The 15,874-nt window shown below is 33.9% G+C and carries 14 protein-coding genes; 9 read left to right on the top strand and 5 right to left on the bottom strand.

Annotation, left to right across the window (positions count from 1 at the left end; genetic code table 11):
• Positions 1-62: 62 nt before the first annotated feature.
• Complete coding sequence (locus T410_RS01790; protein WP_035668147.1) at positions 63-818, top strand: hypothetical protein; 756 nt, start codon at positions 63-65, stop codon at positions 816-818.
• Positions 819-869: 51 nt separating this feature from the next.
• Here T410_RS01790 and T410_RS01785 read toward each other — a convergent pair whose 3' ends face one another.
• Entirely contained in the window at positions 870-2,147 is a 1,278-nt protein-coding gene (locus T410_RS01785) for a replication-associated recombination protein A (protein ID WP_035668144.1), read from the bottom strand.
• Between the two features lie 267 nt (positions 2,148-2,414).
• On the opposite strand from T410_RS01785, the gene T410_RS01780 reads away from it, so the two are divergent.
• Complete coding sequence (locus T410_RS01780; RefSeq protein ID WP_035668142.1) at positions 2,415-3,191, top strand: rhomboid family intramembrane serine protease; 777 nt, start codon at positions 2,415-2,417, stop codon at positions 3,189-3,191.
• 56 nt (positions 3,192-3,247) lie between these two features.
• On the opposite strand, the gene rlmB is transcribed toward T410_RS01780, so the two are convergent.
• The 4 genes from rlmB to T410_RS01760 all read right to left on the bottom strand — a co-directional run bounded on the left by rlmB (position 3,248) and on the right by T410_RS01760 (position 10,571).
• Entirely contained in the window at positions 3,248-3,982 is a 735-nt protein-coding gene (gene rlmB / locus T410_RS01775; protein ID WP_035668140.1) for a 23S rRNA (guanosine(2251)-2'-O)-methyltransferase RlmB, read from the bottom strand.
• 84 nt (positions 3,983-4,066) lie between these two features.
• Entirely contained in the window at positions 4,067-5,515 is a 1,449-nt protein-coding gene (locus tag T410_RS01770) for a SusD/RagB family nutrient-binding outer membrane lipoprotein (protein WP_035668137.1), read from the bottom strand.
• Positions 5,516-5,518: 3 nt separating this feature from the next.
• Positions 5,519-8,776 (bottom strand): SusC/RagA family TonB-linked outer membrane protein, encoded by a 3,258-nt coding sequence (locus tag T410_RS01765; protein ID WP_035668134.1) that lies wholly within the window; start codon positions 8,774-8,776, stop codon positions 5,519-5,521.
• An 85-nt stretch (positions 8,777-8,861) separates the two neighbouring features.
• A complete protein-coding gene (locus T410_RS01760) occupies positions 8,862-10,571 on the bottom strand; it encodes a membrane protein (protein ID WP_035668132.1) in 1,710 nt (569 codons plus the stop codon).
• A 180-nt stretch (positions 10,572-10,751) separates the two neighbouring features.
• On the opposite strand from T410_RS01760, the gene rpsL reads away from it, so the two are divergent.
• The 7 genes from rpsL (at position 10,752) to rplW (ending at position 15,869) form a co-directional block, all read left to right on the top strand.
• On the top strand, positions 10,752-11,135 hold the full coding sequence (gene rpsL, locus T410_RS01755) for a 30S ribosomal protein S12 (RefSeq protein ID WP_007136570.1): 384 nt from the start codon (positions 10,752-10,754) through the stop codon (positions 11,133-11,135).
• Positions 11,136-11,209: 74 nt separating this feature from the next.
• The gene (rpsG, locus tag T410_RS01750) at positions 11,210-11,686 is read left to right on the top strand and encodes a 30S ribosomal protein S7 (protein WP_035668130.1); all 477 of its coding nucleotides are present in this window, start codon (positions 11,210-11,212) and stop codon (positions 11,684-11,686) included.
• Positions 11,687-11,696: 10 nt separating this feature from the next.
• Positions 11,697-13,853 carry an elongation factor G gene (gene fusA, locus T410_RS01745; RefSeq protein WP_035668128.1) on the top strand — a complete coding sequence of 719 codons (2,157 nt, stop codon included), beginning with the start codon at positions 11,697-11,699 and terminating at the stop codon, positions 13,851-13,853.
• Between the two features lie 11 nt (positions 13,854-13,864).
• On the top strand, positions 13,865-14,170 hold the full coding sequence (gene rpsJ, locus T410_RS01740; RefSeq protein WP_011963470.1) for a 30S ribosomal protein S10: 306 nt from the start codon (positions 13,865-13,867) through the stop codon (positions 14,168-14,170).
• 155 nt (positions 14,171-14,325) lie between these two features.
• The gene (rplC, locus tag T410_RS01735; RefSeq protein WP_035668127.1) at positions 14,326-14,943 is read left to right on the top strand and encodes a 50S ribosomal protein L3; all 618 of its coding nucleotides are present in this window, start codon (positions 14,326-14,328) and stop codon (positions 14,941-14,943) included.
• A complete protein-coding gene (gene rplD, locus T410_RS01730) occupies positions 14,943-15,572 on the top strand; it encodes a 50S ribosomal protein L4 (RefSeq protein ID WP_035668126.1) in 630 nt (209 codons plus the stop codon). The genes rplC and rplD overlap by 1 nt, the downstream gene beginning before the upstream one ends.
• A 6-nt stretch (positions 15,573-15,578) precedes the next feature.
• The gene (gene rplW / locus T410_RS01725; protein WP_035668124.1) at positions 15,579-15,869 is read left to right on the top strand and encodes a 50S ribosomal protein L23; all 291 of its coding nucleotides are present in this window, start codon (positions 15,579-15,581) and stop codon (positions 15,867-15,869) included.
• The last annotated feature ends 5 nt before the right edge of the window (positions 15,870-15,874 follow it).

The following is a 15,874-nucleotide window of genomic DNA, read 5'->3' as shown; positions in this document are numbered from 1 at the left end:
TATAAGAACTCATAAGCAAAGTATGGAGGTTTTTTTTGCAATCTAAAATAAATTTAGCTAATATGAAAACACGATTTCTATTTCTCGCAGTATTGATTTCTAGTTACTGTTTCTCACAATCTATTAATGATTATAAAGCAGTACTTATTCCTTTAAAGTTTGACTTTTTAAAAAGTGATAACCAATATAGACTCGCTACTTTATCAAAGTTTAATATAGACAAAGCTGGTTTTCTAGGTTTTTATACTAGTGAATCTTTGCCAAAAGAATACAATGATAGATGTAGTCTGTTGTATTTTGATGTTGTAAAAGAAAAGTCTTTTTTAACTACTAAACTATACGTTACCTTCAAGGATTGTAATGGAAAGATAATTTTTAAATCTGCTAGCGGTATGAGTAAAGAAAAAGAGTATCAATTAACCTATACAGAAGCTTTAAACAAAGCTTTTGTTTCAGTTTATGCATTGAATTATAAATATAATGAAGTAATAGAGAGTAATTCAAATGCAAATTTGAGATCAAGTAATTCGATGCCTGTCTCTCAGGTAGTTTCAACAATAGCTTCTACTGATACTGTAAAAGGAAATATTGAAGATAATTTGGGAATGCTTTATGCGCAACGTACAGTTACGGGTTTTCAATTAATTGATAGTACGCCAAAAGTAGTTTTGAAAATATACAATTCTTCAAGAAAGGATTGTTTTATAGCTATAAAAGGGAATTTACAGGGTCTTCTTATTGAAAAAGATAACCAATGGTTTTTTGAATATTACCTTAATGATAAATTAATCTCTGAAAAAATGGAGGTTAAATTTTAATTTTTCAAGATATATTTTTTATAAAGATGCACAATTGTGCATCTTTATTTTTTAATAGCCATACTTATTTTTCCAACGGTTTTTTAAAAATTCCCGGATGGTGTTTTCTCGTGAGTTATTTCCTGGATTATAAATAGGCGTATTGCTTAAATCATTAGGTAGAAATTCCTGTTCGGCAAAGTTATTAGCAAAGTCATGGGAATATTTATACTCTTCGCCATAACCCAATTCTTTCATTAATTTAGTTGGGGCGTTGCGCAAATGAATTGGGACCGGTAAATCCCCGGTTTGTTTCACTAGTTGTTGTGCAGTTCCTATAGCTAGGTATGAAGCATTACTTTTAGGGGAAGTTGCTAAGTAAATAGCGCACTGGCTTAAAATAATTCTACTTTCCGGATAGCCAATAGTGGAAACAGCCTGAAAGGCATTATTTGCCATAATAAAAGCGGTTGGGTTTGCATTTCCTATGTCTTCGCTACTTAGAATAAGCATCCTTCTGGCTATAAATTTTACATCTTCGCCACCTTCAATCATTCGAGCAAGCCAATAAACGGCTCCGTTTGGATCACTTCCTCGTATTGATTTTATAAAAGCCGAAACAATATCATAGTGCTGTTCACCACTTTTGTCATACAAAACGGTATTTTGTTGTACTAATTTAAAAACCCGATCGTTAGTAATTATAATTTCGGCTTCATTAGAGGCGTTTACTACAAGTTCAAAAATATTCAATAGCTTTCTTCCATCACCTCCAGAAAGTCGTAATAAAGCCTCTGTTTCTTTTAAAACAATGTTTTTATTTGCTAAAAAAGCATCCGTTTTCATGGCGCGTTCCAATAGGGCTTCTAAATCGGCCTTTGTAAAAGCATTCAAAACATAAACTTGGCAACGGGAAAGTAATGCAGGGATAACTTCAAAACTAGGATTTTCGGTAGTTGCACCAATCAGTGTTATCCAACCTTTTTCTACAGCAGCCAGTAAAGAATCTTGTTGCGATTTGCTAAAACGATGAATCTCATCAATAAACAGGATAGGATTTCTTGCAGTAAATAATCCGCCGCTCTGTTTTGCTTTTTCAATAACATCACGAATATCCTTCACACCAGAATTGATAGCACTCAAAATGTAAAATGGTCGTTTAGATTCTTGCGCTATAATTTGGGCCAAAGTTGTTTTCCCAGTCCCAGGGGGTCCCCAGAAAATCAACGAAGGAATTATTCCTTTTATAATTTGTTGAGTCAATGAGCCACTTGGTCCTACCAAATGGGATTGACTGATATAGTCTTCTAATTTTTGTGGTCGAATGCGTTCTGCAAGTGGTGCTTCCATTTATTTCTTAAATCTGAAATTGCTAGTCTTTAATTATAAATTAAAAAAATAACTTTGGTAAAATTACTATTTTTATTTGGAGCTAATTCCAGCTGTTCACTATATCTTTTTATCTCGTTAAAAAAAACGAGATAAAAAGGATGCCGTTTCCATCTGGGCTAGGCTCTCTATTACTAATCACTTTTAGTTATACTATGACAAAATAGCATTAAATTGGTTTTGGATAAGTTTTTGATTTTCATTTAAAAGAACTCGAAATTAAAACTAATGGATAATCATTTCAAATTTACTAATACGGTTATTGGACTTCCACTTTTTTTTGTAGTAATGTTGTGGTTTGTTTTTTGGCTTGAAATAAGATTTGATTTTGATTTTGTTGAAAATGGAATATATCCAAGAGAGTTTTCGGGTCTACAAGGAATTGTATTCAGTCCTTTTATTCATGCGGATATAGAGCATCTTTATAATAATTCAATTCCGTTACTAATTTTATTGGCTGCTCTACAATTTTTTTATGCCAGCCAGTCATTTAAAGTTATTGTATTTGGTATTTTGCTTTCGGGAATAATTACTTGGATTATAGGGAGAGATAATTATCATATAGGTGCTAGTGGTTTGATTTATGTCTTGGTGAGTTTTATTTTCTTTAAGGGCATTCAGACACAATATTATCGCTTGGTGGCTTTGTCACTTGCCGTAATTGTTATTTATGGTGGTTTAGTTTGGTATGTTTTCCCCAGTCCTGAGACACTAGGAGAAAAAGCAATTTCTTGGGAAGGTCATTTGGCTGGACTGATAACTGGTTTTGTTTTATCATTAGTTTACAAAACACCCGAGTATAAAAAGGTAATCAAATACGATTGGGAAAAACTAGATTATAATCCTGAAGAAGATAAATTCATGCAGCGTTTCGATTCAAGTGGAAATTTTATAAATCTTCCCGAAGAAGAAACAGAGAAATTATTATCGTATTTCTCCTCTGATTTTCCGGTAGAATATACAATTGTCTCAAACGAAAAAAATGAATCAAAACCGGAGTTCTAATTCATTTTTTATTTCTTTATTTAGGATTTTTTCTTTAAGAAGAGTTGGGGATAGAATTAACTTCTTTGTCTTACCGCTTCATATAAAAAAGCACCACAAGCTACTGAAACATTTAAAGATCCAATAGTTCCAAACATAGGTAGTTTTGCTTTTTCATCAACAATTTTTAAAACCGAAGGGTTTACCCCACGATCTTCTGATCCCATTATGATAGCGACAGGTTCGTTTAAAGAAATGTCATAAATATTCTGATCTGTTTTTTCTGTAGCAGCTACTGTTTTAATACCACTGGCCTGTAACAGAAAAATAGCATCTTTAATATGTTCTACTTTACAAATTGGAATATTGAAAACAGCTCCAGCAGAAGTTTTTACGGTATCTCCATTTACAGGTGCTGAACCGGCCTTTTGAACAATGATTCCATTTACACCGGTACATTCTGCAGTTCTGATTATAGCACCAAAATTACGCGCATCCGATATTTGGTCCAAAATTAAAAATAATGGTTTTTTACCATTTTCTATTACAGATTCTATCAATGATTCTAAATCAAAAAAGGAGATTGGAGAAATGGTTGCAACAGCACCTTGATGGTTATTAGGTGTTAATCTGTTTAGTTTTTCTACAGGAACATAGGAGAAATTAATATTGCCTCGTTTCATCACTTTCATCAAGTCTTTCATCAGTTCGCTGCTCGCTTCCTTTTGAATGTAAACTTTATCTACCGTTGCGCCTGCTTGTATTGCTTCAATTATTGCTCTAATCCCGAATATTTGGTGTTCTTTTTCCATGGTGCAAATATAGGTATAATGTTTTTATAAAAAAAAGCCACTCTGAATGAACAGGGTGGCTTTAGTATTTATTTTGGTATAAATTTAGTGTTTATCCCAGAAAACTTTTGTTGTCAATAAATCACCACCAGTGATAAGAGCAGATGCAGCAGTTACATTTTTGGCATTAACTGTTTGTTCACCAGCAGGATATTTATATCTTGTAGGAACTGAGGTAATGTCATTGTAAGTTGAAGCCGGAGCAACTAAAACTGGGAAGTCTAATCTTCTCCATGAAGTCCATGCTTCAAAACCTCTGTTGTATAAAGCAATCCAAGCTTGTTCACCAATGCTTTTTTTCCAGTTTACAGCGTCAAATACTACACTTGGCTGTGCTAAATATAGAGCAGTGTCAGCGGCATCAACACCCCAACTTTCCATTGAAGCTGTAATTGCAGTATTGTAATGTGTAATAGCAGTACCTCCAACAGCTACTCCTCTTGCAGCTGCTTCAGCTAACAAAAATTGTGTTTCTGTATAATCAAATATTGTTCCTGGAAACGTAGGCTCAAGTATTGTTTCGTTAATGTGAGAGTAATTTGTGTAGCTATTTGATGCACCATATGTACCTCCAATGTAATTAGTAGTTTCAGGAGCAAATGTGAAATATTTAGCTCTTCTTGGATCACTTAAATCATTCAATTTGTTTACAAATGTATCTGCTATTACAAAATCTTTTCTGTTACTAGCTACAATGTCAACATATAGCTGATTTGCATTAGGTTCTGCACCTAAATAATGTAAATCTGCATTATCAGCATTGCTAGTTATAAGCCCATCGCTAACGGCTGCATTTATTTGAGCAGTAGCATAAGCAGCATCGACATCATACATGTTTACAGCAAGTCTTAATCTAAGTGAATTAGCAAATTTTTTCCATTTTGCTGCATTTCCACCATAAATTAAATCTGCAGATCCAAAACTAGCTGCAGAAGCGTCTAGGGCAGCGCTAGCAGTAGTTAATTTACTGATAAGGTCCTTGTAGATGGTCTGTGCGTCATCATACTTTGGTAAAGGATGACCTTCAATGTCCAATGCTTCAGTATAAGGTACATCACCAAAAGTATCAACCAATACACTGTAAGTATAGGCAGACATAATAGCAACGATAGCTTTTTTGTTATTTAAAACTGCAGTTTCTGCAGCACCTGCAACAATTTGGCCGTCCAATGCTGTTTTAGATTCTTTGAAATCTCTTAATACATCTCTGTAAAGAGTAGTAAAATGAAAATCTGGAATCGGTCTGGTTGTTAAATTATACTGACTTTCATCTGGATAGGTGGTTTCTGCCCAGTATTGAGTAAATAATCTGAAAACGTTTTTGTTTACAGAAGCATTAACTATCTGATCAACTAGTGCATGTTGAGCATTTGTGAATAAATACTCTGGTTTGGTCGTAGTTGGGTTTTTCGTATCTACATTTAGTCCTGTAATATCATCAGAGCATGATACCGTTAAGGCTATAAATGAGATGAATAAAAGTATCTTTTTCATAATTTAAAATTTAAATGTTACGTTACAACCAATGTTTCTAGTTGTTGGCAATGAACCTATTGAGTAACCTGCAGAATTAGAGTTTGCACTTAGTCCACTTTCTGGATCAGCATAAGGAAGGTTTTTGTCAATTATCCATAAATTAGATCCTACTATGCTGAATTTCATATCAGTAAGTTTCATTTTCGAAACGATTGTAGATGGTAAAGAATAAGTAATGTTCACTTCTCTTAATTTTATGAAAGAAGCATCGTATATAGCCGCTGCGTTTGGAGCTCTTCTGTATCCTGATACGTTTCCGTATTGGTTAGGAGAAGGAGTTCTCGTAGTGTTAGGAGTTCCGTCAGCTTTTACGCCTGGCAAGATAACTCCACCTCCATTTGCGATTGTGTTTCTTATTGGATTTCCTAATTCGTTATTACCTGCAGTAATGTCATATAGACCTGTAGCTAAACCATAAGTTTGGTCAAGAGAAAATATATCTCCTCCTTTTTTCATGTCAATCAAGAAACCAAAAGAAATACTCTTGTAAGTAAATTTGTTACGTATACCACCTAGCCAGTCAGGGTTCACATCTCCAATTACATTGTTTGCTGAAGGATTAATTACATATCTTCCATTTGCACCTACTACTTTTTGACCATTTAAATAAGTGAAATCAGTACCTCTAAGTACACCATAAGGCTGACCTACTGCTGCATTAAGAGTAACACCTTGACCAAATGAACTTAATCTAAGGTTGTCAATTCCATCTACTAATTTAGTAACTTTATTTTTATTTGTAGACCAGTTTACAAAAACTTCCCATTGAAAATCTTTAGTTTTAACCGGAGTTACATTAAACTGTATTTCAAGACCTTTGTTTTCTACTGTAGCAGCATTAAGATATCTGGCACTGTTTCCTGTTGCTGTTGAATAAGGAACTGAAATAGCTTCTCCTTTATTTTCATTTTTGTAGGCACTTACTTCAAAACCAATTCTTCTGTTTAAAAATTGCATTTCTAAACCAATTTCTTGTGTATTGGTTTTAACTGCTTTTAAGTTTGGATTGTTTTTCGTAGAAGCAACTGAATAGGATTGCTCATCACCAAATGGATCATTTTTGATATACGTATCTATTAATGATTGATTTGGTGTTCCAAGTGGGCTTTCTGAATAACCTGCTCTAATTTTACCAAAACTTAACCATGGTGCGTTAACGTGTTTTGTGAAAACATAAGATCCAGAAGCTGAATAAGTATTAATTGCATTTGCATTTTGTGGTAAGCTTGAGAAAGCATCTCTTCTTACGGTTCCATCTAAAAATGCAAAGTCTTTGTATCCAAAAGAAGCGGAAGCATAGTAGCTGTTTATTCCTTGATTTACTTCTGATTCAGTTGGGTATGATACTGCTTTTTTAGAATTTGATAAGCTGAAAAGGTCCGGAACGATTAATCCTCCCACTGTTGAATTCAAAGTGGATATGATTCTGGTTCTAACAACTGTTCCTCCTGCTACTCCATTGAAGCTAATGTTTTCAGAGATGTCTTTTTTGAAAGTCAAAATGAAGTCATAATTTTGCTCGGAGAAAGTTCTGTTGTACTTTTGATATCCTGAAGTTTCTGCTTGTCTGTTGATACCAAAGTCACCCGCAATAGATCCAAATGCTCTTCTTTCTTCACGTAATTCGCTGTATGAATCTGTTGAGATTTTACCTGTAGCAGTTAACCAATCAGTTAATTTATAATCTAATTTACCATATCCTAAGAATCTATTTCTTTCGTCAGTTTGAAAGTTTTTATATCTTATGAAATATGGATTGTCCCAGTAAATTTGATTTAAATCAGATGGGTCAGCGTAGTTCCAGTTGATGTTTTGACCACCGGATCTTTCAAATACTTGTTTCAATTCTTGAACATCTACGTTAGTCTGCCACCATTGACGGAAGTTAGACATGATGTTTTCATTGTAACCAGTTGAATTTCTACCAAGTGTAGATTGTGCATTAAAATTAGCAAATGTGCTAAGAGTTAATCGGTCAGAGAACTTATGACTTATTTTAGCGCTTAAGCTGTTTTTGTTCATTTCACTATTTGGTAAAATACCATTTTGTTTAGAGTTAGAGAAATTAAAAACAAAATTTGTAGTGTCGTTTCCGTCTTCTAAAGAGATAGAGTTGTTGAACGTTGTAGCAGTTTGGAAAAATGTAGTAGGGTCATTTTTAGCAGCCATCCAAGGAGTCTTTTTTTGATAACTGTCTGACCAAGGAGTAAACGCATTCCAGTTGTATACCATTAATTTAGGGTCAAAGGCAGCTCCGTAAGAAGCATCTTCAGAAGTTGGAACTACTAAATCTTTAACGCCATCTCCGTCAATATCTCTTGATAAGAAGTAACCAGATTCATCTTCATAAAATGGACCATAGCCAGCTCCATATTTAGTTTGATATTTTACAAAAGTAGATTTGTCGATTGTACCTGCAACAAATTCGCTAGATACAGTAATTCCTAATCCTTTTTTAGATTTTCCTTTTTTAGTAGTAATCATTACAACACCATTTCCTCCTAAATAACCATATAATGCAGAAGCTGCTGCACCTTTAAGGATATTTACGCTTTCAATGTCGTCTGGATTGATGTCCATTGCGGCATTCCCGTAATCATAGGTGTTTCCTGCTCCGGTTGTTTGGCTTCCAGTATTTGAGTTGATGTTGGAATTGTTGATTGGCATTCCGTCAATAACAATTAACATTTCGTTATTACCTGTTAAGCTTTTTACACCACGAGATACAATACTAGAAGAACCACCAAAGTTGTTATTTCTCTTGATGTTAACACCAGCTACTTTACCAGAAAGTTCGTTAATGAAATTTCCGCTTCCTGCCCCTGAATTTAAATCTTCAGCTTTGACCTCTTGGGTTGCATAACCAAGAGATTTTTTTTCTCTTTTGATCCCCAAAGCGGTTACTACAACTCCTTCAAGTTCTAATGCGTCACTTGCTAATTTTGCATTAACAGTTGATGAACTTGCTGCTACTTCGCGGGTTTTCATTCCAATGTAGCTAAAAACCAAGACTTGGCTTGGTGTTGCTTTGATAGAATATTTTCCGTCAAAATCTGTTTGTGTTCCAGTTTTTGTTCCTTTTACTAATACACTCACGCCTGGTAAAGGCAGTCCTGCATTGTCAGAAACAGTTCCTGAAACAGCTCTCTCTTGCGCAAAAGTTAGTTGCGCCACAAGTACTACTAATAGTACTAAGAATCCATTGAACTTTAGTTTCATTTTTAAATATTTTGAATTAGTGAGACAAAAATCTTAATAATTTGTTAACTTTCCTAACATTTGAAATGATTTTTTATGCACGCATTCAAAATTTAACATTGTAACATATGTGAACAATAGTGTTATAAAAATTTAATTTTTGATTTTTTGTGTTTCCACTTGCTAAAGCAAATTTCAGTAATCCGTTTTTTGTTTGCAGTCCCAGTCCTAGTCCTAATGCGATAAGTTCTGTTTTTTGGTTGCTTTTGTCAGTTGTAGATTTGTCAGTATAGATTGCATAATCTATTATAGAATGTAAGTATAAACTTGTAGAAAGAACATAACGATATTCTGTTAAAATTGATGTAAATAAATTTGCTTGTAAGCTGTTTTCTTCAAATCCTCTTATTGATTTAGTACCGCCAAAACGGTATAATTCGTTTATTATGTATTTATCGCTTTGTAAAAAATAATTTTGACTTTTTATGTTGATGTTATTTTTTCTATTTAAATAGAAAGTATGGTCTGCATCTATGTTTATGAAAAATTGTTTAATTGGTTTAGGAGTTGCATATTGATTATTTATTTGTCTTTTCCCGATACCGATTGTTGTTGAAAATGCTGATTTTTTTTGAAAAATAATGTTGTTGTAATCGTTTTTTGTGTATTCAAAACTTGAAGTTAAATAATAGTTTTTATAGTCGCTTAGTTGTTCGCTGTTTGTGTTTTGTATGTCGCTAGATTCGGTTGATTGATAGCCCATGTAAATTCGCGAGCTGTAATCGATTAAATATCCTAAATCAATGCTTGTTTTTGTGTTTTGGAAAGTGCTGTCTTGTTTAAAAATCGCAAGATTTGCTTTAATTTCTAAAGGGCTGTTAAATAGATAGGGTATTTCTATACTTGTATTAAATGTTTTTTGTTTGTTTTCGTCACTTTTCCAGTAAATGGAAAATTCCTCTCCTGCGCCTAGTATGTTTTCGAGTGCTATATCTAGATAGCCATTAAATTTTATTTTTTTGTTATCGTTATTAGAAAAGCCTATAAATCCATCAAAAGTATTTGATTTTCTTTTTTCGAGATAGATGTAAATTTTAGTGCTGTCTTTAGTTAATAAAATCTCTGGATATTTAACTTGGGTTATAAATCTGAATTTCTCAAATTCATTATGAATCTCTTCAATAGTGCTTTTATTGAAAATTTTGTTTTTGTATTTCTTGTTAATTTGGTTAGTATGGCTTTTTGGAAAATTGGTTTTATTGTCTTTTTCTGTATATTTTATTTCAATTGAATTTAATTGTCTTTTTTTGTTGGGTATGGATTCTAAATCGGCATAAAGAACTTTTTTTTTCTTTTGGATATTTGTTAGTTTTAATTTTGCTAAAGCAAATCCGTTTTCTTCTAATTTTTTAAGGGTGTTGTTTAAGAAAGTTTCAGTTTCTTCGTATTTGAGTGTTATTGTGTCGGTAGTTTTGTTTGGGTTGACTATGTTGTTTAATTGAGTGTTTCTACCTATATATATACGTATAGATTTAATTTTGTTTCCTAGGTTTAATTTGGTTAGATAAGTAGAGTCTTTTGTTTTGATTGTAGTGACAATTTTGTTTTCTATAAATCCTATTTTTGATAGTCTCTCTGATATTCGATTTATTTCATCTGTAGCAGATTTTGTATTTTTATGATTTGAATTGTATTTTAAGGAATCAATGGTTTTTGTTTCAGAATCCGTGCTTCCAATTATGTGCAGCTGAAAATTTTGAGCTAAACAATTTAACCCAAAAAATAAAAGCAAAAAAGATATTAAGAGAGGTTTCAAATGATTTTATGTTTTAATAAATGTAATGCAAATATCTATGGTTTGTAATAAAAATCAAATAGTAAAATAATCTTATTGAAAATTAATGGTTTAACGTTTGTAGAGTGAAAAATATTTTCTACATTTGCAACCCCGTAAAAAGCGGGAATTTAATATAATAAGAAATTTTTAGTATTAATTATGCCAACAATTCAACAATTAGTAAGAACAGGAAGAACTCAGATAACTAAGAAGAGTAAATCGGTTGCTTTAGATTCTTGTCCTCAAAGAAGAGGGGTTTGTACGCGTGTTTACACTACAACACCAAAAAAACCAAACTCTGCAATGCGTAAAGTAGCGCGTGTACGTTTGACAAATGGTAATGAAGTGAATGCTTATATCCCTGGTGAAGGACACAATCTACAAGAGCACTCGATAGTATTAGTTAGGGGTGGAAGGGTAAAAGATTTACCAGGAGTTAGATATCACATCGTTCGTGGTGCGCTTGATACGTCAGGAGTAGCAGGAAGAACGCAAAGAAGATCTAAGTACGGAGCAAAACGCCCAAAAGAAGCAAAAAAGTAATTTAAAAAGTTATTTCTTGTAGAGATGTGATTCGTTGCAGCTGTATAGGTATGACATTTTATTAAAAAAAAGACATGAGAAAAAGAGCGGCAAAGAAAAGACCACTTTTACCAGATCCAAGGTTTAATGACCAACTGGTAACACGTTTTGTGAACAACTTAATGTGGGATGGAAAAAAATCGACAGCGTTTAAAGTATTTTATGATGCTATTGACATCATTGAGTCTAAAAAACAAGATGCTGAGAAACCATCGTTAGAGATTTGGAAAGATGCATTAACTAATGTTATGCCTCACGTAGAAGTGCGTAGTCGTAGAGTTGGTGGTGCTACATTTCAAATTCCAATGCAAATTAGACCAGACAGAAAAATTTCTATGGCTATGAAATGGTTAATTCTTTATTCAAGAAGAAGAAACGAAAAATCAATGGCTCAAAGGTTAGCTTCAGAATGTTTAGCTGCGGCTAAAGAAGAAGGAGCTGCTGTTAAGAAAAGAATGGATACTCACAAAATGGCAGAGGCTAACAAAGCTTTCTCTCACTTTAGATTTTAATTCTTAAGAAATGGCTAGAGATCTTAAATATACAAGAAATATAGGAATTGCTGCTCACATTGATGCTGGTAAAACAACAACTACTGAGCGTATATTATTCTATACTGGAAAATCACACAAAATTGGTGAAGTGCATGATGGTGCTGCAACAATGGACTGGATGGCGCAAGAGCAAGAAAGAGGTATTACAATTACTTCTGCTGCTACAACTTGTGAATGGAATTTTCCAACTACACAAGGTAAAATTTTACCTGAAACATTACCTTATCACTTCAATATTATCGATACTCCGGGACACGTTGACTTTACGGTTGAAGTAAACCGTTCTTTGCGTGTGCTTGATGGTTTGGTTTTCTTATTTAGTGCTGTTGATGGTGTAGAGCCGCAATCAGAAACTAACTGGAGATTAGCAGATCAATACAGAGTTCCACGTATTGGATTCGTAAATAAAATGGACAGACAAGGATCTAACTTTTTGATGGTTTGTCAGCAAGTAAGAGATATGTTGAAATCAAACGCAGTTGCAATCACTTTGCCAATTGGTGAAGAAAATGATTTCAAAGGGGTTGTTGATTTAGTTAAAAATCAAGCTATAGTATGGCATGAAGAAGGTTTAGGAGCAACTTACGATATTGTGCCTATTCCTGAAGATATGCTTGAAGAAGTTAAAGAATACAGATCGATTCTTATTGAAGCAGTAGCTGATTATGATGAGACTTTGCTTGAAAAATTCATGGAAGATGAAAACTCTATAACAGAGGAAGAAATCAACATTGCATTAAGAGCAGCTGTAATGGATATGGCTATCATTCCTATGATTGCTGGTTCTTCTTTTAAAAACAAAGGGGTTCAATTCATGTTAGATGCAGTATGTAAATATTTGCCATCTCCAATGGATAAAGATGGTATCGAAGGAATTCATCCTGATGATGCTGATTTGTTAGAAGAAGATCAAACTAAAATTTTGCGTAAGCCAGATGTTAAGGAGCCATTCGCTGCCTTAGCATTTAAAATTGCTACTGATCCATTCGTAGGTCGTTTAGCTTTCTTCCGTGCTTATTCAGGACGTTTGGATGCTGGTTCTTATGTTTTGAACACGCGTTCAGGAAACAAAGAAAGAATTTCTCGTATCTACCAAATGCATGCTAACAAACAAAACCCAATCGATTATATCGAAGCAGGTGATATTGGAGCGGCAGTTGGATTTAAAGATATTAAAACTGGAGATACATTGTGTGATGAAAAGAACCCAATTATCTTAGAAAGTATGAAATTCCCTGCGCCGGTAATTGGTATTGCAATTGAGCCTAAAACTAAAGCTGACGTAGATAAAATGGGTATGGCTTTGGCTAAATTAGCTGAAGAAGATCCTACTTTTACAGTTAGAACAGATGAAGCTTCAGGGCAAACTATTATCTCTGGTATGGGTGAGCTTCACTTGGATATCTTAGTTGATAGAATGAGACGTGAATTTAAAGTTGAAGTAAACCAAGGTGAGCCTCAAGTTGAATACAAAGAAGCTTTTACTAAGAAAGCACAACACAGAGAAACGTACAAGAAACAATCTGGGGGTCGTGGTAAATTCGGTGATATCGTGTTTATTCTTGAACCAGCGGATGAAGTTGACGGTAAAGCTCCAGTTGGATTGCAGTTTGTAAATGCAGTAAAAGGTGGTAACGTTCCTAAAGAATATATTCCATCAGTTGAAAAAGGTTTCAGAGAAGCTATGAAAACGGGTCCTTTAGCAGGATACCAAGTAGATAGTTTGAAAGTAACCTTATTAGATGGATCTTTCCACCCGGTGGATTCTGATGCACTTTCTTTTGAACTTGCGGCAAGAATGGGTTATAGAGAGGTAGCTAAAGCAGCTGGTGCTGTTATATTAGAGCCAATCATGAAAATGGAAGTGATTACACCAGAAGAAAACATGGGAGATATCGTAGGTGATATCAACCGTCGTAGAGGTCAGGTGAATGATATGGGTGATAGAGCTGGTGCTAAAACAATTAAGGCAGATGTGCCATTATCTGAAATGTTTGGATACGTAACTACGTTAAGAACACTTTCTTCAGGTAGAGCAACATCCACTATGGAATTTTCACACTACTCTGAAACGCCTTCTAATATTTCAGAAGCAGTTATCAAAAAAGCAAAAGGAAACGCATAATCTTTAAGAAAATGAGTCAAAAAATCAGAATAAAATTAAAATCTTACGATCACATGTTGGTAGATAAGTCTGCTGAGAAGATTGTAAAAACGGTAAAAAGTACCGGTGCAGTTGTTACGGGACCAATTCCATTGCCAACGCACAAAAAACTTTTTACAGTGCTACGTTCTCCACACGTTAACAAAAAAGCGAGAGAGCAATTTGAAGTAATGTCATACAAGAGATTAATTGACATTTATTCATCTTCATCAAAAACTATTGATGCCTTGATGAAACTTGAATTGCCTAGCGGTGTTGAAGTAGAGATCAAAGTTTAAATAGCTTACTAGTAAGAAAAGGACGCTGTTTTTAAGCGAAAAATATTTTTTTGGTTTGTGTGTAAATAAGTTATACATTTGCACCCACTAAAAAAATAGGATTCGCTTAAAAGCTGCGTTCTATATTTATATTTAATAATTAATAATTAATAATTATGTCTGGGTTAATTGGTAGAAAAATCGGCATGACTAGCATTTTCGACGAGAACGGGAAGAATATTCCTTGTACAGTAATCGAAGCTGGACCATGCGTTGTTACCCAAGTCAGAACCAAAGGTGTTGACGGGTACGAAGCGTTGCAACTTGGTTTCGATGACAAAAACGAGAAACATTCCACAAAAGCGGCTTTAGGTCACTTTAAGAAAGCGGGAACTGTAGCTAAGAAAAAAGTCGTTGAATTCCGAGATTTCGCAACAGAACAAAATTTAGGGGATCTTATAGATGTTTCTATTTTTTCTGAAGGAGAATTTGTAGATGTACAAGGTGTGTCTAAAGGTAAAGGTTTTCAAGGGGTTGTAAAACGTCACGGTTTTGGTGGTGTTGGTCAAGCAACTCACGGTCAACACAACCGTTTAAGAGCGCCAGGTTCTGTAGGAGCTTCTTCTTATCCATCTAGAGTATTCAAAGGAATGCGTATGGCTGGAAGAATGGGAGGAGACAATGTAAAAGTTCAAAACCTTAGAGTTTTAAAAGTAGTGGCTGATAAGAACCTACTTGTTATTAAAGGATGTGTTCCTGGTCATAACAACTCTTATGTAATCATTCAGAAGTAATGGAAGCAAAAGTATTAGATTTCAACGGAAAAGATACTGGAAGAAAAGTTCAACTTTCTGATTCAGTATTTGGTATAGAACCAAACAATCACGCAGTATACCTTGATGTTAAGCAATATCTTGCTAATCAAAGACAAGGGACGCACAAAGCTAAAGAAAGAGCTGAAGTAGCGGGAAGTACTCGTAAAATAAAAAAACAAAAAGGAACTGGTACTGCTCGTGCGGGTAGTGCAAAGAATCCATTGTTTAAGGGTGGTGGAACAGTTTTTGGACCAAGACCAAGAAGTTATTCATTCAAATTGAATAAAAGCTTGAAACGTTTGGCTAGAAAATCTGCTTTCTCAATTAAAGCAAAAGAGTCGAATATTATCGTTCTTGAAGACTTTAATTTTGAAACTCCAAACACTAAAAATTTCATCAACGTTTTGAAAGCTTTAGAGTTAGAGAATAAAAAATCCCTGTTTGTGTTGGGTGATACAAATAAAAATGTATATTTGTCGTCACGCAATTTAAAAGGCTCTAGCGTAGTAAGTAGCTTAGAATTAAGTACTTACGCTATATTAAATGCTAATAATTTAGTGCTTTTAGAGAGTTCTTTGGAGATAATTGAAGAAAATTTAAGTAAATAATAGGATATGAGCATCATAATTAAGCCTATAGTAACGGAAAAAGTAACCAAAGAAAGTGAAGTTTTAAACCGCTTCGGATTCGTTGTTGACAAAAAAGCAAACAAAGTGCAAATTAAGAAAGCTGTTGAAGCTGCTTATGGAGTAACTATTTTGAGTGTTAACACGATGAACGTAAGACCGGATAGAACTACTAAATACACTAAAAGTGGTTTAATCAGTGGAAAGACAAATGCAATTAAAAAAGCAATTGTTCAAGTACAAGAAGGAGAAACAATTGATTTTTACAACAATATCTAAGATAA

The organism is Flavobacterium sp. 83, from assembly GCF_000744835.1.
Lineage (GTDB): Bacteria > Bacteroidota > Bacteroidia > Flavobacteriales > Flavobacteriaceae > Flavobacterium.
Note: the sequence above shows the minus strand (reverse complement) of the source record. Positions and strands in the feature narration are given on the sequence as shown.